The 21,069-nt window shown below is 30.8% G+C and carries 22 protein-coding genes; 6 read left to right on the forward strand and 16 right to left on the reverse strand.

The annotated features are described in order from the left end of the window. Window positions 1-389: 389 nt before the first annotated feature. The 3 genes from perR to bcp all read right to left on the reverse strand — a co-directional run bounded on the left by perR (window position 390) and on the right by bcp (window position 2,345). Entirely contained in the window at window positions 390-836 is a 447-nt protein-coding gene (perR, locus tag SAMSHR1132_RS09085) for a peroxide-responsive transcriptional repressor PerR (RefSeq protein WP_000110009.1), read from the reverse strand. Window positions 837-932: 96 nt separating this feature from the next. Beyond that, a complete protein-coding gene (locus SAMSHR1132_RS09090; RefSeq protein WP_000869442.1) occupies window positions 933-1,883 on the reverse strand; it encodes a phosphoglycerate dehydrogenase in 951 nt (316 codons plus the stop codon). Window positions 1,884-1,889: 6 nt separating this feature from the next. After that, window positions 1,890-2,345: a thioredoxin-dependent thiol peroxidase gene (gene bcp, locus SAMSHR1132_RS09095; protein WP_000939533.1), complete on the reverse strand. Its 456-nt coding sequence runs from the start codon at window positions 2,343-2,345 to the stop codon at window positions 1,890-1,892. 80 nt (window positions 2,346-2,425) lie between these two features. Here bcp and SAMSHR1132_RS09100 point away from each other — a divergent pair, with 80 nt between their 5' ends. Both SAMSHR1132_RS09100 and SAMSHR1132_RS09105 read left to right on the forward strand, forming a co-directional pair. Beyond that, window positions 2,426-3,715, forward strand: coding sequence for a glutamate-1-semialdehyde 2,1-aminomutase (locus SAMSHR1132_RS09100; RefSeq protein ID WP_001011608.1), 1,290 nt, complete (start codon window positions 2,426-2,428; stop codon window positions 3,713-3,715). A 297-nt stretch (window positions 3,716-4,012) separates the two neighbouring features. Continuing rightward, window positions 4,013-5,107 (forward strand): FUSC family protein, encoded by a 1,095-nt coding sequence (locus tag SAMSHR1132_RS09105; protein WP_001236370.1) that lies wholly within the window; start codon window positions 4,013-4,015, stop codon window positions 5,105-5,107. Window positions 5,108-5,311: 204 nt separating this feature from the next. Here the strand turns inward: SAMSHR1132_RS09105 and SAMSHR1132_RS09115 are convergent, their stop codons facing one another. From SAMSHR1132_RS09115 to mutY, 3 genes are all read right to left on the reverse strand, one after another. After that, window positions 5,312-7,048, reverse strand: coding sequence for an SAV1866 family putative multidrug efflux ABC transporter (locus tag SAMSHR1132_RS09115; RefSeq protein WP_000597253.1), 1,737 nt, complete (start codon window positions 7,046-7,048; stop codon window positions 5,312-5,314). A gap of 288 nt (window positions 7,049-7,336) precedes the next feature. Beyond that, window positions 7,337-7,879, reverse strand: a complete 543-nt coding sequence (ntdP, locus tag SAMSHR1132_RS09120; RefSeq protein WP_000251253.1) for a nucleoside tri-diphosphate phosphatase — start codon at window positions 7,877-7,879, stop codon at window positions 7,337-7,339. 285 nt (window positions 7,880-8,164) lie between these two features. Beyond that, complete coding sequence (gene mutY, locus SAMSHR1132_RS09125; RefSeq protein WP_000284192.1) at window positions 8,165-9,202, reverse strand: A/G-specific adenine glycosylase; 1,038 nt, start codon at window positions 9,200-9,202, stop codon at window positions 8,165-8,167. Window positions 9,203-9,353: 151 nt separating this feature from the next. On the opposite strand from mutY, the gene SAMSHR1132_RS09130 reads away from it, so the two are divergent. After that, window positions 9,354-10,331: a metal-dependent hydrolase gene (locus SAMSHR1132_RS09130; RefSeq protein WP_000379088.1), complete on the forward strand. Its 978-nt coding sequence runs from the start codon at window positions 9,354-9,356 to the stop codon at window positions 10,329-10,331. 244 nt (window positions 10,332-10,575) lie between these two features. On the opposite strand, the gene SAMSHR1132_RS09135 is transcribed toward SAMSHR1132_RS09130, so the two are convergent. From SAMSHR1132_RS09135 to SAMSHR1132_RS09165, 7 genes are all read right to left on the reverse strand, one after another. Next, entirely contained in the window at window positions 10,576-11,421 is an 846-nt protein-coding gene (locus SAMSHR1132_RS09135; protein WP_000886451.1) for a hypothetical protein, read from the reverse strand. Window positions 11,422-11,429: 8 nt separating this feature from the next. Continuing rightward, window positions 11,430-12,947: an ABC transporter ATP-binding protein gene (locus SAMSHR1132_RS09140; protein ID WP_000535845.1), complete on the reverse strand. Its 1,518-nt coding sequence runs from the start codon at window positions 12,945-12,947 to the stop codon at window positions 11,430-11,432. A 14-nt stretch (window positions 12,948-12,961) separates the two neighbouring features. Next, window positions 12,962-13,276, reverse strand: a complete 315-nt coding sequence (locus SAMSHR1132_RS09145; protein WP_000435805.1) for a YfhH family protein — start codon at window positions 13,274-13,276, stop codon at window positions 12,962-12,964. Continuing rightward, window positions 13,254-14,072: a recombination regulator RecX gene (recX, locus tag SAMSHR1132_RS09150; protein WP_001124429.1), complete on the reverse strand. Its 819-nt coding sequence runs from the start codon at window positions 14,070-14,072 to the stop codon at window positions 13,254-13,256. The genes SAMSHR1132_RS09145 and recX overlap by 23 nt, the downstream gene beginning before the upstream one ends. 350 nt (window positions 14,073-14,422) lie before the next feature. Next, window positions 14,423-15,232: a monofunctional peptidoglycan glycosyltransferase SgtB gene (gene sgtB / locus SAMSHR1132_RS09155; RefSeq protein ID WP_000830376.1), complete on the reverse strand. Its 810-nt coding sequence runs from the start codon at window positions 15,230-15,232 to the stop codon at window positions 14,423-14,425. A 363-nt stretch (window positions 15,233-15,595) separates the two neighbouring features. Continuing rightward, entirely contained in the window at window positions 15,596-16,114 is a 519-nt protein-coding gene (locus SAMSHR1132_RS09160) for a type 1 glutamine amidotransferase domain-containing protein (RefSeq protein WP_000163278.1), read from the reverse strand. 130 nt (window positions 16,115-16,244) lie between these two features. Beyond that, complete coding sequence (locus SAMSHR1132_RS09165; protein WP_001005407.1) at window positions 16,245-16,406, reverse strand: SE1561 family protein; 162 nt, start codon at window positions 16,404-16,406, stop codon at window positions 16,245-16,247. A gap of 225 nt (window positions 16,407-16,631) precedes the next feature. Between SAMSHR1132_RS09165 and yfkAB the strand changes: the two genes are divergently transcribed. Continuing rightward, the gene (gene yfkAB, locus SAMSHR1132_RS09170) at window positions 16,632-17,789 is read left to right on the forward strand and encodes a radical SAM/CxCxxxxC motif protein YfkAB (RefSeq protein WP_001089610.1); all 1,158 of its coding nucleotides are present in this window, start codon (window positions 16,632-16,634) and stop codon (window positions 17,787-17,789) included. A 240-nt stretch (window positions 17,790-18,029) separates the two neighbouring features. Here the strand turns inward: yfkAB and SAMSHR1132_RS09175 are convergent, their stop codons facing one another. The 3 genes from SAMSHR1132_RS09175 to SAMSHR1132_RS09185 all read right to left on the reverse strand — a co-directional run bounded on the left by SAMSHR1132_RS09175 (window position 18,030) and on the right by SAMSHR1132_RS09185 (window position 20,111). After that, entirely contained in the window at window positions 18,030-18,560 is a 531-nt protein-coding gene (locus SAMSHR1132_RS09175; RefSeq protein ID WP_000184380.1) for an acyl-CoA thioesterase, read from the reverse strand. A 91-nt stretch (window positions 18,561-18,651) separates the two neighbouring features. Further along, on the reverse strand, window positions 18,652-19,899 hold the full coding sequence (locus SAMSHR1132_RS09180; RefSeq protein ID WP_000656301.1) for an aminopeptidase: 1,248 nt from the start codon (window positions 19,897-19,899) through the stop codon (window positions 18,652-18,654). Between the two features lie 11 nt (window positions 19,900-19,910). After that, window positions 19,911-20,111, reverse strand: a complete 201-nt coding sequence (locus SAMSHR1132_RS09185) for a DUF1128 family protein (RefSeq protein WP_000180459.1) — start codon at window positions 20,109-20,111, stop codon at window positions 19,911-19,913. Window positions 20,112-20,257: 146 nt separating this feature from the next. On the opposite strand from SAMSHR1132_RS09185, the gene SAMSHR1132_RS09190 reads away from it, so the two are divergent. Then, window positions 20,258-20,722, forward strand: a complete 465-nt coding sequence (locus tag SAMSHR1132_RS09190) for a low molecular weight protein-tyrosine-phosphatase (protein WP_000228669.1) — start codon at window positions 20,258-20,260, stop codon at window positions 20,720-20,722. 6 nt (window positions 20,723-20,728) lie between these two features. Next, window positions 20,729-21,004: a YtxH domain-containing protein gene (locus tag SAMSHR1132_RS09195; protein WP_000428174.1), complete on the forward strand. Its 276-nt coding sequence runs from the start codon at window positions 20,729-20,731 to the stop codon at window positions 21,002-21,004. The last annotated feature ends 65 nt before the right edge of the window (window positions 21,005-21,069 follow it).

Consider the following 21,069-nt stretch of genomic DNA (forward strand, 5'->3'; position numbering starts at 1 on the left):
TAAATAATTTACTATCACACTTTTAATAGATCATTTTGTTAATAAGTAAATAGTACGCTTCCTAATCTCTTTTTATTCCATCCATATTATAATTTAATAAATTACAGGTAGGAATCGATATTAAATATGCAATATGTGTTCTCTCCTCATAATAATAAACAGACGGATTACATTTCCCTCTTATTTAATTATTGACCTTTAAAATAATATCTATAAATGTATATCAATAAACTTACTAATACAAATCTCAAATACCTGTACAAGCTGTAACGAATAATACATTAAAAAAAGGAGTTAAACAACGGATTATTGTTTAACTCCTAGATTAATGTTCTCTAATAAAAGAATTACATCTACATTATTTAATTAATCATACTACCAAAGTTAAATTATTTATCTTGGCATTCTTTACAAACTCCATAAATTTCCATTCGATGATGTGTTACGTTAAAGTCAGTCATATGCTGAGCTAATCTTTCTATTTCATTTAACTGTGGATATTGGAAGTCAACAATCTTACCACATTGCTCACATATAATATGATAGTGATTATGTGTATTAAAATCGAAACGACTAGATGCATCACCATAAGTTAGTTCTTTAACAATTCCAATATCTTTAAATACTCTTAAGTTATTATATATTGTCGCAACACTTATATTTGGAAAATCAGGTGAAAGTGCTTGATAAATTTCATCAGCTGTTGGATGAGTATGTGAAGAAATTAAATATCGTAATATTGCTTGTCGTTGTGGTGTGATTCTAACACCAGCTTGTCGCAATGAAGCAATTGATTCTTCTAATTCATGCTCAATTGATTCTATTTCAACACTCATCTAAATCACCATCTTTCTTATATAATAATTATTATTACTTACTATAAATATAACTGTAGTGTTGCGCGTGTGTCAATATTTACATGCGGATTTCATTTAATAGCCCTTTTTAGCATCCACTTCATTCTCAATTAGATATTTCTTATTGAGAAAATTAACTAAATTATTTTTAAAAATATCTAATAAATCATACTTTGCTTCATAATCATTACCAGTTATATGCGCCGTGATAGTAACATTTTCTAATTCATATAGTTCATGATTAGGTTTCAAAGGTTCATTTTCAAACACATCTAAATATGCATGTCGAATAATTTTATTTTTTAATACTTCTATTAATAATTGTTCATCAACAACACTACCTCTACCAATGTTAATAAACAAAGTTTCATCTTTCATTACTTCAAAATGTTGTCTTTTTAATAAATGAATCGTTTCTTTTGTTTCTGGCAAAGCATTTACAACAATATCAGCTTTAGGCAATATGCTTTCTAAAGATTTAATTGAATATATCTCATCAAACTCTTCTTTCTCTTGACCTGATTTACTCAGACCAACCAAATGCATATTAAATGCCTTTGCTAATTTTGCTGTTCTTTTAGATATTGCACCTGTTCCTAAAAATACGACCGTTTGACCCGATAGTCGTTTACCAGTTATTTTCGAATCATAAATATATTGTTGTTGGTTATCATATGATAGTTTCATCTTTTTATAATCATCTAATATGAAAGCTAAGATGTATTCAGATAATTGTTTAGCTTGAACACCTTTACCATTTGTTAATAGTATGCCTTGATTTGCAATATAATCCAAAGGTAATGTATTTACGCCAGTTGCAAACCATGCAATCCATTTTAAATTTGGACAACGTCGTAAAAACGCCTCATCGATTGCACCATCATAGCCTACCAAGATATCTATATCTTCTAAATCATTTTCAGGAATTTCTGATGAATTCTTATAAAATTTGAACTCAATGTCTGGAAACCGTTGTTGTAATTCTGCTTCAACTTCACGCATACGATTTAAACCGACAACCTTCATTACATGTCACCCCAAAATGTTTTTAAGTTCTTCTATTTGTGTTTTAACTTTAACTTTCTCGATAACATCTAAGACTTTACCTTCTTCATCTATCACAAAAGTGGTACGTACAATACCCATACTTTCTTTACCAAAAGATTTCTTCAATTGATAAACACCTACTTCTTTTGATAATTCAAATTCATCATCTACTAACAAGTCGAAATTCAATCCGTGCTTTTCAATAAAATTTTGATGTTTTTTCTTTGAATCGCCACTAATGCCATATACTGCGACGTCTAATTCACTAAACATTTCTAAATTGTCTCTAAAATCACATGCTTCTGTAGTACAAGTTGGTGTATTATCTCTTGGGTAAAAATAAAGAATTGTCTTTTTACCTTTCAATGAATCGTTTGTAATTATTTTTCCATTTTGATTCTCTAATGAAAATTTTGGAAATTGTTCTCCTTTTTGCAACATCTAATCACCTTTTTCTTCATTATAATAATTTTATGATACGATATTAGATGAAAATATTAAATTAAAAGAGGTTGATACACATGAATTTTAGTGAAAGTGAACGTTTACAACAACTTTCAAATGAATATATACTTGGCGGTGTGAATTCACCTTCTCGTTCATATAAAGCTGTCGGTGGCGGAGCTCCAGTTGTAATGAAAGAAGGTCATGGAGCATATTTATATGATGTAGATGGCAATAAATTTATTGACTATCTTCAAGCATATGGTCCAATTATTACTGGACATGCACATCCTCACATTACTCAAGCAATTCAAGAACAAGCTGCGAAAGGTGTATTATATGGAACACCTACAGAATTAGAAATAGAATTTAGTAAGAAATTACGTAAAGCAATTCCTTCTCTTGAAAAAATTCGATTCGTTAATTCTGGTACAGAAGCAGTAATGACGACAATTCGTGTTGCTCGTGCATATACTAAAAGAAATAAAATTATAAAATTTGCTGGTTCGTATCATGGCCACTCTGACTTAGTGTTGGTTGCAGCCGGTAGCGGTCCATCTCAACTTGGTTCTCCCGATTCAGCTGGTGTACCAGAAAGTGTTGCTCGTGAAGTTATAACTGTACCTTTCAATGATGTTGATGCTTACAAAGAAGCTATTGATTTTTGGGGTGATGAGATTGCTGCAGTATTAGTAGAACCAATCGTTGGAAATTTTGGAATGGTAATGCCCCAACCTGGATTTTTAGAAGCAGTTAACGAAATCTCACATAACAATGGAACATTAGTCATTTATGACGAAGTTATTACTGCTTTCCGCTTCCATTATGGTGCTGCTCAAGATTTATTAGGTGTTATTCCTGATTTAACTGCTTTTGGTAAAATTGTTGGCGGCGGTTTACCAATTGGTGGATATGGTGGACGTCAAGATATCATGGAGCAAGTTGCACCACTCGGCCCTGCATATCAAGCCGGTACTATGGCTGGTAATCCATTATCTATGAAAGCAGGTATTGCATTATTAGAAGTGTTAGAACAAGATGGTGTTTACGAAAAGTTAAATCGTCTAGGAGAACGTTTAGAGAATGGTTTACTTGAGTTAATTGAAAAACATCAAATTACAGCAACAATTAATCGTATATATGGTTCTTTAACTTTGTACTTTACAGATGAAAAAGTCACTCATTATGAACAAGTTGAACGCTCTGATGGCGAAGCGTTTGGAAAATTTTTCAAATTAATGTTAAATCAAGGAATCAATTTAGCTCCGTCTAAATTCGAAGCCTGGTTCTTAACAACTGAACATACAGAAGAAGATATTGACCAAACTTTAAAAGCAGCAGATTATGCATTTAGTCAAATGAAGTAAACGTTTAAATAAGATAATCTAAATACCGAAATACATTAAACAATAGCTCACATAGTGATTACAATGTAAATGTTAATGAAGTAATAATTAACTATACATGAATTACTGTGTGAGTTTTTATATTGATATAATCATACATACCCCGTCTAAAGTATGGCATTCTAATAAGTATGATGTAGGATTTATTTTAATAACTACAAATAAGCTTGAATTTTATAACTAGTAAGTGTATAACAGTAATGAATACGAATATTAGATATTCAATAAAAATTAAAATTAAAAGGAGCGTCATTATTTTTGAGACTAGGAGCTCGGATTTTCAAAACTGGTATAGCCATTATTTTAGCTATGTCTATCGCTTCTTTACTTCCGGCAAATGTTGGTTTAAAAGCTTTAGCTGGTGTCAGTGCTGTTGTTGCAATGCAGCCAAGTATTTATCGATCGTTCAAAACAGTTTCTGATCAAGCATTAGGTAACATTATCGGTGCCATACTTTCTGTTACAATGGTAACCATTTTTAGTGATAATTTTATCATTATGGGTGTTACTGTAATTGTCCTCATTGCTATTTTATTTAAATTCAATTTAGCACATGTTGCTACATTGGCAAGTGTTACAGCTTTAATTATTATGGGACAACATACCGGTTCTTTCTATATTACCGCCTTTTACAGGTTTGTACTTGTAATGATTGGTGTTATAAGTTCTTCTTTAGTCAATTTTGTGTTTCTACCACCTAAATTTGAAACAAAAATTTACTATAATTCATTAAATATATCTTCTGATATTTTTGTATGGTTTAAACTAGTTTTAAATGATACGACAGAGTTTAACAACATTAAACAAGACAGTCACAATTTAAAACAACGTATTGAGAAGTTGGAGAAAATTTATGACTATTATAGTGAAGAACGCCCTATTACTAAAAAACATATTCACCAACAAAATAGAAAGAAAATACTTTTCAGAGAAGTAGTTCAGACGACTAGACAAGCATATGAAGTATTAAACAAATTATCCCGTTATCAAAACGATTTGTATTTACTTAATAACAATTTCCTTTTACAAATTAAGTTAGATTTAGATTCATTAACTGCTTTTCATGAGCAAATTTTAGCTAGCCTTTCTAAAAAAGCACGTTATAATGTCACACATGTTGATTATGAACTCGATAATCCTCAAAAAAAGGATTTAATGGATGCATTTCAACACGAATTAATACATCATCCTTATCAAACCGAATATTCGTTTGCAAATGTTATGCAAATAGTTGCAGCTATCGAAGAATATAGACATCATTTAGAGCATTTAGACCGTATTCGAATTAGTTTCTTCACATATCATCGCTCTGATGCAGATATTGAAATTGTCGAAGAAGACTTTGATTTATAACATTAAAACAATTCCAGCAATTAATATCACAATAAGTTAAAGTAATATTGAATCTTGAAATTAAATTAAAAAAAGCAGTAAGATTATTTTCAATGAAGAAAATCTCTTACTGCTTTTTCTATGTTATAACCCCACCATACTGTTACAAATCTTCCCTACAAGATTGCACTGAAGTCAAACAACTAGTGGAATCAACAAAATGATTTATAAATTTTGAATACTGTATAAATGTTCATAAGCACCTTGTTTTGTGATTAATTCCATATGCGTTCCAATTTCAACAATTTGTCCATTTTCAATAACTACTATTTTATCTGCATGAGTTATAGTAGACAATCGATGCGCAACTATTAAAGTTGTTCTATCTTTACTCAACACTTCTAATGCATCTTGAATAATAGATTCACTTTCTAAATCCAAAGCACTTGTTGCTTCATCTAATATAAGAATTGGCGGATCATTTAAGAAAATTCTTGCTATCGACAGCCTTTGTTTTTGTCCACCTGATAATTTCACACCTCGTTCACCAACTTCTGTGTCATAACCATTAGGCAAGTTCATGATAAAATCATGTGCATTCGCCATTTTTGCTGCTTCAACAACTTCTGCATCCGTAGCAGTGGGACGACCTAGTAAAATGTTTTCTTTTACTGTATCAGAGAACAAAATATTATCTTGTTGCACTAGTCCAATTTGATTTCTTAAACTTCCCGTTAAAAAGTCTTTAATATTATGACCATCTATTAAAATTTGTCCAGAAGTCACATCATAAAATCTCGGTATCAAGTTAATCAATGTTGATTTTCCACCACCACTCATACCAACAAATGCAACAGTTTCTCCTTTTTCAATACTTAAATTAATATCTTTTAAAATTGGAGCTTCGTTATCGTTATATTGAAAACTCACATGATCAATGTCAATACGACCTTGTTTAATTTCAATTGGCTGAGCACCAATACCATTTTTAATATCATAATCTTCATCTATTAATTGAAACACACGGTCCATTGAAGCAAAACTTTGGGTTAAAGTTGTAAAAGAAGCTACTAACCGACGTAATGGTCCGAACAATAATTCTAAATAGCCTACAAATGCTGCCAGTGTACCAACTGTAATTGATCCAGAAACAGCAAGATATGCACCTACACCAATTACAATAATTGGTCCGATATCTGTAACAGTATTAATTGCAGCAAATGAATATGCATTCCATCTTGTATGTTGCAATGCACGCGTTAAGAAATTAGTATTCTTTTTATCAAAATTTTTCGCTTCATTGTCTTCAATAGCAAAACTTTTAACAACAGATATGCCTTGTACACGTTCATGAAGGAAACCTTGAACCTCTGCTAAAGCTTGTGATCTTTTGCGAGTTAGTTTTCTCAATCTGCCAAAAAATACATACACCGTTAAAATATAAAATGGGAAAATAATTAATGCCGCTATAGTTAATTTAACATCTAAAAAGAACATGATGGATAATGCAATAATAATCGTGATGCAATCTAACCATATATTCATTAATCCTGTTAAAATAAAATCTTTTGTTTGTTCAACGTCATTAATAACTCTTGAAATAACCTGGCCAACTTGATTGTTAGCATAAAATCTAGCACTTAATGCCTGCAAATGATCATATAACTTTTTACGAATATCATATAAAATTTTATTACTAGTCCACTGAGCTAAGTATTGACGAACAAATTCAATTGGTGGTCTCACTATTACAAAAATAAATAGCGCAATTCCAATTGCTATAGTTAAATGATGAACTTTTTCGTTCGTTGATAATGCTTGATTATTTATAACGCCATCAATTGCATATTTAATTAGTAATGGAATTAACATCGGAATTCCAAACTTAATTATCCCAACGATAATTGTTGCAATAATACGATATTTGTATGGTTTAACAAATTGCAAATATCGTTTAATCATACGTTTTCCCCCTCTTCAATTGCCCTGATCTTTTGTATAAAAATGAATAGAGGTTGGATACATAATTCATAGATGTAAATTCTTCATTCAAATTTACATGTTTGAAATTAAGATATCTCAACCTCTGTCATATTGAAGTGATTAAATACGCTGACTGATTTGTAAGTTTATATTCTATTTCATTTAATCGACAAGCACTGTGTCCCCACACTACAACAAAAGATTTCTTTATTCTTTACATCACTAAGTCAATATAAATGATTTGCTTGGTATTTACACTTTATTTGCTTAATATTGTCTAATTTTTTTGTAACGTTCTTTCCAAACTTTGATAAAATCCGGAGCAAATGGACCTTTCTTTTGTTCAATCCATTGTTGAAGAATATCCACGTTCCGTCTTAAAATAATATCGATATCATGTGGATAATTCATTTGATTCATATGTTGCTCATATTCATCCTCATCTAACAGATGATATTTTCCATTTGGATACACTTTAATATCTAAATCATAGTCTATATATTTCAATGCTTCCTCATCACATACAAACGGCGATGATAAATTGCAATAATAATAAATTCCATCTTCTCTAAACATGCAGATAACATTAAACCAATATTCTGAGTGAAAGTAAACTATTGCTGGTTCACGCGTAATCCAAGTTCTACCATCACTTTCAGTAACTAATGTATGATCATTTCCACCGATTACAACATGATCTGTACCTTTCAAAATTGTTGTTTCAGACCATACACGATGTATTTTACCATCATGCTTATAGCTCTGAATTTTAATGTTTTCCCCTTCTTTAGGTATGGATTCTCTGACCATACTCCACACCACCTTCTGTTATTTTAACCATTATAAATTATAGCATATTTCAGAAATAGTATTATATAAATACAAATTTTTACTAAATAAGATTTTACTATTTTATCGTTAACTCAGCTCAAAAATGATTATTCTGTGACCATGCTATTTTCAAAATTTAAATACTTTAACTTCAGACGTTACTATTTAAAATACTTAATTACACATGTTTTACCTCATAGATTACACATTTATTTATAAAAATTGCTATATACAATTATTTAAATGCTTATCAACGACCAATCATTATCCATTTATAAATTGGTAAATTTTCGACATAGGAACAGGGAATGTATATTGATCACGTTCAGATAAATCAAACCAAATCATATCATCTGGTAAACTTTCAATACTGACAGTTCCTTGTATAGCATATACTTTTATTTTCCAAGTTAAATGCGTGAATTGATGCTTTAACTCAAAAATCGGTGCTTCAACTGGTTGAATTGTCATATTTAATTTATTAGAAATTTGGCTAATCGCATCCTTACTCTCATACATCGGAAATTGCCACATACCATGTAATAATTTTTCACTTCGCTTTTGTAGCACATATTTACCTTGCTTATTTCTAATTAAAAATACAGATTGTTCAATTACCTTTTTACTAATATTTTTCGATTTTACCGGCAACTTTTCAAATGTACCTTTATCAAAAGCTTCACAATTATCTTGTACTGGACAAAACAAACATAAAGGATTTTTTGGCGTGCAAATTAAAGCTCCTAATTCCATCATTGCTTGATTAAATGTACCTGCTTCAGTCTTTACATATGGTAATAACTCTTGTTCATATGCTTTTCTTGTCGACTGCAACTTAATATCGCGATAATCATCATTCAATCTAGACCAAACTCGAAAAACATTACCATCAACGGTTGCAAGTGGTGCATTAAACGCTATACTCATAACAGCCGCTTGAGTATATGGTCCAACCCCCTTTAATGCTTTAAACTGTTCTGGATTGTCAGGAACTAATCCTTCAAATTTTTCATGTACTTCTTTAATTGCTGTATGAAAATTACGCGCTCTACTATAATAACCAAGTCCTTCCCAGTATTTTAATACCTCATCTTCTGACGCTTGGCTCAAGACTTCTACAGTAGGAAATCGTTCAACAAAACGATGGTAATAATCAATAACTGTCTTAACTTGTGTCTGCTGCAACATAACTTCACTTAACCAAATATAATAAGGATTCGTTGTTTGACGCCATGGCATTTCTCTTTGATTTTCATCAAACCAGTGTATCAAATTTTCCTTAAAACTAGACTCCTGATACATTAATAAAACCCTTTCCTCGACTAAAATTAATATACGTAACTCATAATGTTTCTATTGTACATTAAAACAAGCTTAGTAAGTAAGTTAATTTAGTTATTTGCAAAATTGGATTATAATAGTATATATAATAAAATGAAATGAGTGAACAGATATGGATACTGCAACACATATCGCAATTGGTGTAGGGCTTACGGCACTTGCTACTCAAGACCCAGCAATGGCATCAACATTTGGTGCAACTGCTACTACACTTATCGTTGGTTCATTAATTCCTGACGGGGATACCGTTCTTAAATTAAAAGACAATGCAACATATATTTCACATCATCGAGGTATCACACATTCCATCCCTTTCACAATATTATGGCCAATTATAATTACGTTTTTAATATTCACATTCTTCAATGGTACAAATCCGTTTCATGTATGGATGTGGGCTCAGCTCGCAGTATTTTTACATGTTTTTGTAGATATATTTAATTCTTATGGTACACAGGCACTGAGACCTATTACTAACAAATGGATTCAACTAAGTGTAATTAACACTTTTGATCCAATTATTTTCACTGTGTTGTGTATCGGAATTGTTTTATGGCTTTTAGGCTTACACCCTTATACAGTTTTCTTTCCAATTGTTGCTTTACTTATAGTTTATTACATTATTCGATTTAAAATGAGAGCAATGATAAAAAAACAAGCTTTGAAAACAATTCAAAAAGAACACCATCCTGTTAAGGTGTTTGTCGCACCTACATTAAAATTTATGGAATGGCGTGTGGCAATTCAAACTGATGCGCATGACTATGTCGGAAAAGCATATGGTAGAAATATTGTATTTAGTGATAAAGTGGAACGTCAAAAATTATCTACAGATTCTATTCTATGGAAAGTAAAAGGTAATAAAGATATACGAACATTTTTAAACTTTTCATCCATTTATCGTTGGCAAACAACAGAACTTGACGACGGTTCTACAGAAATTCGTTTGATTGATTTACGCTATTTAAAAAATGATCATTATTCATTTGTCGCAATAGCTCATCTAACTAAAGACAATATCATTGACCATTCATATATTGGTTGGGTTTTTACGGAAGATAAATTACAACGTAAATTGTATGCTAAATAATTACAAATTATGAAACCCTGAAGTAAATATACACAAGAAAAATAACCGATGAGATATAAATCATTTACTGATTAAAATCTCATCGGTTATTTTTATTCTAACTCTAGGGCAAGTCTATATAAAGATCCGACGCAATTAAAAACCAAAGTTTGAAATCCTTAATTCCATTAGAAATTTCAATATTTTGATATTCGAAGCGCCGGATTATAAATATATAAGTGTAATTGAAATATACAATTTTTAGTTAGTTTGATAATTCATCATTGTCAACATGAGTATTTCTAACTTCTGCATCATGTTGCTTTACCATTTGTTTTATTGCTTTAGTCTTTTTCATATAAATGGCATGTGTTGCATATCTTGTTAAGACGAAATTCACTACCGCTATCAAAAATAGAACTAAAATAAAATATAAATGATATGGAATATTTTCCATACTGGATATACCAAAAATGATAGATTGTGTTATGCCATTAACTACGTAATATAATGGGTTAAGCATTAATACATGGTTCAAGAATACATGATTTGGATTTGGAATAAATATAATTGGTAAAATGAATAAACATAATACACAATATCCATAAAAGATTAAGTTTATTTTATCAGTTAGGAGTCTAATTAAACCAAATGTTACGGATATAAGCCCTACAAATAAAGTAGCCATCACAATAAAATAAAACAATGCTATAAATGATGTTTCAAAGTTTACTGGTTTTACCAATGCACCTATCATTGTCATAATACTCAACAGTACAAAACAAATGATAGACATAATGACTACAGGCGTTGCTGCAGATATATTAAACAGTTTAGTTACTAAAAAATCATTCATGTAATGATGATAGGCACTATAAATAGTGTACATTAATATGCCGAATACAATTAGCGCAATCACTCTAAATAACCATCGCACTTCTTTTACATCAGTCAAATGACTAAAATGAAATATCGTTTCACTAGCAACAACAAGTAATAAACATGCAGCTAATACGATTAGAAAACTTTTCCAACTTTGTTTTAATCGTTCTATTACGAATCTCTTAGTATGTGGCAAGTTTTTAAAATATAAAATAATATTATCTAGCATCTTTACACCTACAATTCAATATAAATCCATTTGTCTTCTTTTAAATTGGCAATACAATAACCATTACCAACTTTAGTAATCCAAATGTTTTTATTAATATTAAACTTATCTTTTAATTCTTTTTTATCGACGATTGGATAAACGAAACCATATAACTGATCATTGTCATTAAAAAGCAATTGTATTGGTTGTTGTGTAACGGATGCGACAAAACGATTATCATCATCAGGTACTAAAGTTTTAATAACAGTATTATGTTTTTTATGTAATTGACTGTTAAAGTAAGCATAATAATTACTATAATTCGATTTCATATATGGCGCTAACTTTTTAAAACTATGTGTTTGATACAACCCTGCTGGATTAAAGTATTCAAGTTTATCTTTATTAACATAGTACGTTTTATTATCTGCATTCCCACGATAATTTTTACTATTTTCTCCAGTAATCGTCACAACACTATATTTCGGTATAGTGACTTGTTTATCCCCTTGCATATCGACACTGCCATTAAATGCAATACCATACGCTAATTTTTCGACATACGGATCTTTATTTTCATTTTGCATCGTTGCACGATTTGTAAAATCTGTAATCGAAACAATCCCCATATTGTTGAAGATCAATAGCACCATCAATACAATTCCACAAATAATTCCAGATGCCATCGTCCAAAAGCGTACAAGAAATTTAGGAGGTTTAGCGTGATTATAACGTTCAATGCGCTTAAAATTATATGTCATTTCCGGGATTCTTGTGCGATTCTTTTTCCAATCCAAATCAAAGTTTTGTATTTCTTCTTCTGATTCTAAACTTAATCGATCACGTTCATGTTCTTTAAACAATGGAATCACTTGTTTCAATGAACCTTCCATTCTTAATTGACCGTGTGAAAACCAAGCAATATAGTTACTTACTTGAGCGATTTTATCAACATCATCACCGATTGTTACAATTGTTAAATTATTTTCGATATAATCATTTGTCAGCTCAATCGCACGCTCCATAAATTGTGGCGGTAAATAATCGATGACATGATTTAAAATAATAATATTTGATTTTGACGATCGCGCAATACTTAATAGCAACTGTGCATATGCTGCTTTAGAAATTTGATTGACGGGTTTCTTTTTATATTCTCCTAAATGTGCGTATTGAATAATTTGTTCTGCTTTATGGTCGTTAATTTCGTATGGAAAAAGTTGTATTAACTGCGCTGTATATGTTTCTACAGTTTGATGAATTAATGCCTGGTCTTCTATGTAACCGTAAAACAAATCTTCAGTACATACCACTTTACCTTTGTCAGGTTTAATTGCACCTGCTAACAATTGACCAACAAGCGCTTTAGAAGATTCAACTTCTCCAATAATACCTAATGCTTCCCCTTGATAAATATGCAAACTGATATTGTTTAAATCAATATCTTCAGCATCATATCCAAAAGGTAAATACCATTTTTTATTTTGTTTATTCCTATAGTAGTGAGTTACTTTAAGTAACTTTAAAACAATTGAACTTCCCATCTATTTTCATCCTTCTATAATTGTAATAACGCTATAGGTAAGCCTTCTTCGGGTTCATTACTATTAAATCTAAATCCCCATGCAAAAATACCTTTTAATCTCTCAACTTTAAAATATTGGTTACTACCGTCTGTCAATTTATAAATTCTACCTATTTCAATCTTTTCTCGATCTACTAAGTAACTTTCGGCAACAATGACTTTACTTTGATATACATCGTATTCATTTAAAATACCATTCATCTCAGCTTTTCTCATTTTTTCTTTGTAAAGTTGTATTTCGTGTCTTAGTTCTGGTTCAGACATCTCACTCAATTTCTTCTGTTCCATCGGCAATACCACTTTCTTCTAATTTAGCTTTAATTTTATCATATTTATATCCTTTTCTCATAAGGCCTTCAATAGTTTTTAAAATTAATTTTTGGTGCGTATACTTTTTGCGATTTTTATTATATATCTTCTCTAAATCCCGTTCTATCAATCCATCTAAAACCGCTTCATCTTGTGAAAAATCCATTTCATTCATCACTTCATGGATGACATCCATATCAAAACCTTTTTGTAGCAATGACTGCATAACTTTTTCTTTCACTTTACTTGGCGGTCCTTTTTTAGTTTTACAGATTTTTTCTGCGATTTGTACAATATCCTCAAAATCTTGCTGTTCTCGATAAAGCGCCGTATACATTTCGATAATGTTTGCTTCAATACCTAATTGGTATAACTTTTGTTGATATATTTTAGGACCTTTGTCAGTGGTACGTATCATTGTATTTTTTAAACTTTCAGCATAATCACGATGATCTATTAATTTTTCACGATAACAGTATTCAATAATTTCAGAAATAGCTTGCTCTGAAATCTCTTCCTTTTGCAGATATTGAACAACTTCTTTTTCCGTTCTTTTTTTAAAAGATAAATACTGAATCGTTTTATTTAACCCTAAACGATAATGATCATATTTCTGGATCTGCGCCATTTCAGCTGCTTCTAATTGCTGTCCCTTTTTCAAATTAAATTTGACTAATGTATCAATATCGATCCCCATTTCAAATTGACCATCTAAAAATAAATTGAAACGTTCTTTATTTTTCTTTTGAACTTCTATTTTAGTAATCTTAGGCATTTTTTCACCCCCACTACATTCTTAATTTCAATCATTTACTATTATATTATTCAACAAGCGACTTCCTATAGCAAATGTTTAACTTTAATTATTGATTGCAAGTTAATTCACAATTTAAATATTACTCAAAATAAAACTCTGATAATCTTCCACTCAATATTATTGAACATTTAAAAAATAGAAGCTTCAAACTTAATTTACCAATTAATGACAATAAAAAACCACACAAACATAAAGATGTAAGTGTGATTCATAAATTAAAAGTATTCGTAAGCTATTATTATTTTCCAAATTGTCCAGTTAATTCCATTTATAGAATACATTTAAAATCAGACTATTATTAGCTTACTTTAATGATTCAATTGAGACATTGCCTGTTGATATTGTGTTTCAGTTATATAATTTTGTTGCTTCATTTTTTCTAAATTTGTACTTACACGTTGCGTAAAGTTCTCCGACATATTATTTATGTTGTATACGCTTGGTGCATTTACTTTACTTGCTAAAATAGCACTTTGCAGAACTGTTATATGAGACATTGATGTACTATTTTTATTAACGGTTGTTCCAAAGTAATGGTTTGCTGCTCCCTCAATCGTATACTGATTATCTCCAAAGTAAATATTATTTAAATAAAAGCTTAAAATTTCGTTCTTATCATATTGTTTCTCAACGCGATGAGCCACAAATAATTCTTTTACTTTCCTAGTAAACGAACGATCGTTATCATAAAAATAATTTTTAACTACTTGTTGTGTGATTGTACTTCCACCTTGTACGTCTCTATCACTAATTGTCGAGAATAACGCTCTTGTTGTCCCTTTTAAATCAAATCCATGGTGTTTATAGAAACGTTCATCCTCCATTGAAATAAAAGCGCCTTTAACATAATCTGGCATATCATCGGCTGATACAAAACTACTTTTATTTTCAATTTTTCTTAAATCATCTACATTATCGCGTGTAGATAAAAAATACATGATACCAATAAACAATGCGATAATAACTATGATTATTAATAATATCTTTAATAGTATTCGTTTACTCTTTTTCTTTTTTGGTGGTTTACCAACAGGTTGATAATACGTATTATAGTGAGGTTCATGATTCTTTTGCTCAATATGTTCATTTGAGCTTGGGTACCTATCGCTTCTTTTCATGCGTTTGCTCCTTCTTTTAAAACTCACTTGGTATACCTTGAGTTTACCAGTACTATCACTAATAGGCTACACTTTTTAGAAAAATCAGTCCAAGGGCTTACACTTACATACATCATCATACTTACTAATTATGTAACGAATAAATTTTTTGCAGGAAAATCAAAACAATCATTTATTTATAAGAATGACAATTTATATTTCAAAATAAAAAGGTCACTCCTATCCATATAATAGAAATGACCTTTTACATATTGAATTTTAGCCATCGACTTATGTTTTAATAAACAAAATCAATATTATTAAAAAGTCTCATGCTATATCCTGTTTTTATTAGCGTTCACTACACTAATTTACAGTAAATATTTAATCTTGTAACTGTTTGACAATTTCTCTATTAAAATCATTTAAATCATCTGGTACTCGGCTAGTTACAATATTATTGTCAACTACAACAGATTCATCAACAACTTGTGCACCAGCATTAGATAAATCTTTACGTATATTTAATACTGCAGTTAATGTACGACCTTTTAAATCATCTGTATCTATTAATATTTGCGGTCCATGACAGATAGCAAATGTTGGCACATCATTTTTAGTGAAATATTTAGCAAATGTACCATAACGTCCTTCAGCATCACCACGTAAATGATCCGGTGAAAATCCACCAGGAATTAATAATGCATCATGATCTTCTGGTTTCGCATCTGCAATACTTACAGCAACGTTTACTTTTTCGCCATGTTTACCAACGACTTCACTATGCGCTGTATCTCCAATCACTATGGTTTCAAAGCCTGCATTTTCTAATGCCTCTTTAGGACTTGAATATTCTATATCTTCAAATTCATTTGCTAGAATAATTGCTACTTTTTTAGTCATTGAAAATCACCTTTCTCTATAACATTGATATCAATACTATAGACAAGTAAATCAGTGATTAAACATATTATGACTTAAAATATTATTCGTAAATCGCGAAATGATTTCTTCGTTATCACAGAAATAGTAGTTATTTAGAAACTAATTTAACCTTTTCTTCTAACTGATCTAACAACCCAATCCATTCATCAATGTCTTCCACACGTACTTCATCAGGATTCACATGATCAATATCCTCAATAAATTTATTTAAACGTGCTTTTATTTGTTCGATTGTTTGTTGTTCATTCATAAAAAAGTTAACTCCTTTAATTTTGATTTTCTTTTTCATTATTATCCTAACAGAAATCACTTAAAAGCGATATAATCTTAGCGACATTTATGACATTCTAATTATTTTGACTTTTAAAAAATACCTTTTCAATTAGGTAAAAGTACGAGATAATTTGTTACGAATAATAATACGAAGAGATATCACAATGGTATCAATCAAATAGAAAGAAGGAAGTTTAAGACGATGAATAGCGTCAAATTAAAGCAACCTGTAAGCATACTGAATGATCCATGGGAAGCATACAATGATGTTAAAGATCACGGTGAATTGACTTTAAGTAACATCGAATTTACAACTACAAATCTATGTAATATGCGTTGTAGTCACTGCGCAGTTGGCTATACACTTCAAACGGTTGATCCTGAACCATTAAATATGGATTTAATTTATCGCAGACTAGATGAAATTCCGCATCTACGAACAATGTCAATTACAGGTGGCGAGCCGATGTTTTCTAAAAAATCTATTAGAAATGTTGTTAAACCACTTTTAAAATATGCTCATAATCGTGGCATTTATACTCAAATGAACTCAAACTTAACACTCCCGCAAGATCGCTATCTAGATATAGCTGAATATATTGATGTCATGCATATTTCTCACAACTGGGGTACAACTGACGAATTTGCAAATGTCGGTTTTGGTGCTATGGAAAAACAACCACCTTTAAAAGCAAAATTGAAACTATATGAGCAAATGATTAATAATGCACGTACATTATCAGAACAAGGTATGTTTGTGTCAGCTGAAACAATGCTTAATCAAAGTACATTACCGCATCTACAAAAAATACATCAGGAAGTCGTACATGATATGAAATGTAGTAGACATGAAATTCATCCAATGTATCCGGCTGATTTTGCTAGTCAATTGAATGTATTATCTTTATCAGAAATGAAAAAAACAATTCATGACATTTTAGATTTTAGAGATGAAAATGTATGGATGTTATTTGGAACTTTACCTGTTTTTCCTTGCTTAAAAGATGATAATGATCAAATGCTTCTAACACGTTTAAGAAACGCTAAAAATGTAACAACTAGAAATGATCCAGATGGCCGCAGTCGTTTAAATGTAAATGTATTTACCGGTAATGTTATCGTTACTGACTTTGGCGATGAAACAGGAACAATTTCAAACATTCAAAAAGATAAATTAACAGATGTATTTGATAAATGGTTATCAACAGACCTTGCTAAATCTTTAAATTGCCATTGTGCTGAATTTAGTTGCTTAGGTCCGAACGTTCTCGTTAAAAACATGTACTATCCGAATATGGATTTTAAAGATAATGAGCGCCATATGCATATGCATAAACAACCTCAAATTTTACAATTTTAAATACCATTATAATTATTATCGAGAAGTAATCTAAATTAATTTAACGTTATCCTTTCAATACAAGTACAGTTTCAAACGGTCAACTTGCAAACCTGATTGATGACAAAAAATAATAAGACAGATTGTAGGATTTAATTTGAAATAATAGTTCAAATTATGTACTGAACCCTATTTAGTTAGATTTTTTTAGTCCAACTTTTTAGGTGCACATCATAATCCTTCACAATCTGTCTTTATTTATTAATCTTTAATATGTTGTACTTTAGCTAAATATTCAATCGTTTGTTTGCTTTCAATGCGACGCGCTTTCCTTCTTTCAACACGTTGTGGCGCTGTGTCGTAAAACCATTTTTCAACATCATCCTCTGGATAAACACCAGGCACATGTTGTGGTTTACCATCGTCATCCAACGCAACGAAAGTTAAGAAACTTAATGCTGCTAAGTCATGTTTGTTGTTAAATACATCATCTATTCTAATTTGTACAACAACTTCCATTGAACTTGTTCCAGCATATGAAACCATTGCTACATACTGTAATATATCACCTGTTTTAATCGGTTTTAAGAAATCTACAGAATCTGTTGAAGCAGTTACCACTTGAGCACCTGCATGTTTCATAGCTGTAATCGCAGCAATTTCATCAATATTAGCCATTAAAGTTCCACCAAACATAGTATGATGATGGTTTGTATCTTGAGGAAAAACTTGTCTGTTTTTATAGCATTTTGATTCAGACATAGATTTCATCGGTCTGTCCTGATTTGTCATCATTTTATCTCCCAATCTTTACTGTGATTAAGTATTACATTGTTAAATGATCGCTTGTTTTGTCATTGCAAAACGTTGTACTATCATTTATTTAGAACGTTGGCGCCCAATTTCCATTTTCAAAAACAAGTTCTTCCGTACCATCTTCCAAAATACCATAAATAGTTAAATCACTGCTGCCAATCATGAAGTCAACATGTACATTTGAATCATTCAATCCACATGCGACCTTTTCTTCTACTGACATTTCTGTGCCACCTTCAACATTAAAGGCATACGCTGAACCAATCGCTAAGTGACATGATGCATTTTCATCAAACAATGTATTATAGAAAATTGTATTGCGGTTTGAAATTGGTGAATCATCAGGTACTAATGCTACCTCACCTAATCTTCTTGAACCTTCGTCAGTATTAATTAAATCATTAAGTACCGCTTCACCTTGTTCAGCTGAGAAATCAGTAATTACACCATCTTTAAAGTTCAATTTAAAACCGTCTATAATAGTACCGTTATAACTTAGTGGCAATTTATTTGTAACGTAGCCATCTACTCTATTTCTATCTGGTGCTGTAAAGACTTCTTCTGTAGGAATATTAGCAATAAATGCTTGTTCATTGCCATTTACATAACTTGTTGCATCTTCCCAAATATGATTTTTAACAAGACCTACAGTCAAATCTGTACCTTCAGATATATAATGTAGCGCTTGATAATTTTTCTGTTGTAATTTTTTAGAATACACACTTAAATTCGCAATATGTTGACGCCAATTTTCAACTGGATCATTGCCATCAATTCGTACTATCTCAAAAACTTCATCAATAAACTTCGTATATGCTTCTTCAACAGGTAACTCAGGATAAACACGCTGAGCCCAAGCTCTTGATGGGAAGGCAGCAACTACCCATGGGAATTGATTCTTTTGAACACGCTCCATATATCCTTTAAATGCACGTGAATTTTGTTGCTGGAATGCTTGTAATTTTTTACTGTCAATACCATTCATTAAATCTGGGTCTTCACTAATTAATGCTAAATTAGCAGCACCACGTTTTACATAATCCATTCGTGCTTCAACGTCATAAGATTTAATAGCATTATTTGCAAAAAACTCTACTTGCTCATATTCAAATTTTAAACGATTTAATGTTGGATCATTAAATGCTACACGTACATCGGAAGCACCACATTTATATGCTTCTTCAACAATTAAATGTGTTAATTCTAATGTTTCAACTGAAGCTCTTATAAAAACAGGTTGCTTTGGTTGAACATTCATACCTACTTTTACTAATAATTCAGCATATTGTTGTAACTTTTGTTTGTAATCTTTCAATTTACTCACTCCTAGTCATGTCGCAATTGCCCTAATGCATCAGCGATAGCTGTCACTTCACTCGGTGATAATCTATCCCTTGATTGAACAAAATCATATATTTCAGTTAGTTCTTCTTCGTTGGCATTTTTATATTTATCAGGATCTAACAACCCTTGATTAACAATATTTAATTTCTCTCTAATAGCTAATACTTTTTCTTCATTTGTCATAGCCTTATTGCTCACCTCTAATTATAGTTATGTTATCAAAGTATCACAATTTAATAAACTTTAATAGAAATTTATTTAATCTACTTCCTTATTGTTTAAAGTCGCTTTAAAATGGGGATATAACTACATAGTTTGGAGGAATTATAATGGTAGATGTAGCATTTGTCTGTCTTGGCAACATATGTCGTTCTCCAATGGCAGAAGCAATCATGCGACAAAGACTTAAAGACAGAAATATTAATGAAATTAAAGTATACTCAAGAGGTACGGGGCATTGGAACTTAGGTGAACCACCTCATAAAGGTACACAAAAGATTCTAAACAAACACAATATTCCTTTCGATGGCATGATTAGTGAATTATTTGAATCAACAGATGATTTTGATTACATTATCGCAATGGATCAAAGCAATGTTGACAATATTAAATCTATCAATCCTAATCTTAAGGGACAATTGTTCAAACTGTTAGAATTTAGTAATATGGAAGAGAGTGATGTACCAGATCCATACTACACTAATAATTTTGAAGGTGTATACGACATGGTATTATCATCTTGTGATAATTTAATAGATTACATCGTAAAAGATGCAAATTTGAAAGAGGGGTAGTTTTTAATGGAAAATAAATTTGTTCCTGGTATTCTAATTGGTGCCGTAATTGGTGGTGCAATCACTTTAGCTGATAAATCTACGCGTCAAGCTTTAGTTCAATCAGTTAAAGACGCTAAAAATGGCAACCGCACTCGCAAGCCTTCTAAAGTCAGCAAAATTAAAGACGAAGTATTATATTGGAAAGATGTTGTTGAAGAAATTCGTCGCAATAATCCTGAGTTAGAACGTTCTTTAAAAGATGCAAAAGAAACTTTTGTTAATAGAAAAAATCAACGCTAAAATCAATTTAATAACTATTTAAAGGTAATACTATACAATGTATTATGTCCCTTTCGTAAGTACCT

The organism is Staphylococcus argenteus (assembly GCF_000236925.1).
In the GTDB taxonomy this organism is placed as follows: Bacteria; Bacillota; Bacilli; order Staphylococcales; family Staphylococcaceae; genus Staphylococcus; species Staphylococcus argenteus.

What these genes read in the sequence shown, in the direction of transcription:
- SAMSHR1132_RS09100 (WP_001011608.1), top strand. Translation starts at nt 2,426, where the DNA reads ATGAATTTTAGTGAAAGTGAACGTTTACAACAACTTTCAAATGAATAT.
- SAMSHR1132_RS09115 (WP_000597253.1), bottom strand. Translation starts at nt 7,048, where the DNA reads ATGATTAAACGATATTTGCAATTTGTTAAACCATACAAATATCGTATT.
- recX (WP_001124429.1), bottom strand. Translation starts at nt 14,072, where the DNA reads ATGCCTAAGATTACTAAAATAGAAGTTCAAAAGAAAAATAAAGAACGT.
- mutY (WP_000284192.1), bottom strand. Translation starts at nt 9,202, where the DNA reads ATGTATCAGGAGTCTAGTTTTAAGGAAAATTTGATACACTGGTTTGAT.
- SAMSHR1132_RS09140 (WP_000535845.1), bottom strand. Translation starts at nt 12,947, where the DNA reads ATGGGAAGTTCAATTGTTTTAAAGTTACTTAAAGTAACTCACTACTAT.
- SAMSHR1132_RS09130 (WP_000379088.1), top strand. Translation starts at nt 9,354, where the DNA reads ATGGATACTGCAACACATATCGCAATTGGTGTAGGGCTTACGGCACTT.
- perR (WP_000110009.1), bottom strand. Translation starts at nt 836, where the DNA reads ATGAGTGTTGAAATAGAATCAATTGAGCATGAATTAGAAGAATCAATT.
- SAMSHR1132_RS09160 (WP_000163278.1), bottom strand. Translation starts at nt 16,114, where the DNA reads ATGACTAAAAAAGTAGCAATTATTCTAGCAAATGAATTTGAAGATATA.
- SAMSHR1132_RS09185 (WP_000180459.1), bottom strand. Translation starts at nt 20,111, where the DNA reads ATGACAAATGAAGAAAAAGTATTAGCTATTAGAGAGAAATTAAATATT.
- SAMSHR1132_RS09090 (WP_000869442.1), bottom strand. Translation starts at nt 1,883, where the DNA reads ATGAAGGTTGTCGGTTTAAATCGTATGCGTGAAGTTGAAGCAGAATTA.
- bcp (WP_000939533.1), bottom strand. Translation starts at nt 2,345, where the DNA reads ATGTTGCAAAAAGGAGAACAATTTCCAAAATTTTCATTAGAGAATCAA.
- SAMSHR1132_RS09190 (WP_000228669.1), top strand. Translation starts at nt 20,258, where the DNA reads ATGGTAGATGTAGCATTTGTCTGTCTTGGCAACATATGTCGTTCTCCA.
- SAMSHR1132_RS09165 (WP_001005407.1), bottom strand. Translation starts at nt 16,406, where the DNA reads ATGAATGAACAACAAACAATCGAACAAATAAAAGCACGTTTAAATAAA.
- SAMSHR1132_RS09195 (WP_000428174.1), top strand. Translation starts at nt 20,729, where the DNA reads ATGGAAAATAAATTTGTTCCTGGTATTCTAATTGGTGCCGTAATTGGT.
- sgtB (WP_000830376.1), bottom strand. Translation starts at nt 15,232, where the DNA reads ATGAAAAGAAGCGATAGGTACCCAAGCTCAAATGAACATATTGAGCAA.
- ntdP (WP_000251253.1), bottom strand. Translation starts at nt 7,879, where the DNA reads ATGGTCAGAGAATCCATACCTAAAGAAGGGGAAAACATTAAAATTCAG.
- yfkAB (WP_001089610.1), top strand. Translation starts at nt 16,632, where the DNA reads ATGAATAGCGTCAAATTAAAGCAACCTGTAAGCATACTGAATGATCCA.
- SAMSHR1132_RS09145 (WP_000435805.1), bottom strand. Translation starts at nt 13,276, where the DNA reads ATGGAACAGAAGAAATTGAGTGAGATGTCTGAACCAGAACTAAGACAC.
- SAMSHR1132_RS09175 (WP_000184380.1), bottom strand. Translation starts at nt 18,560, where the DNA reads ATGACAAATCAGGACAGACCGATGAAATCTATGTCTGAATCAAAATGC.
- SAMSHR1132_RS09135 (WP_000886451.1), bottom strand. Translation starts at nt 11,421, where the DNA reads ATGCTAGATAATATTATTTTATATTTTAAAAACTTGCCACATACTAAG.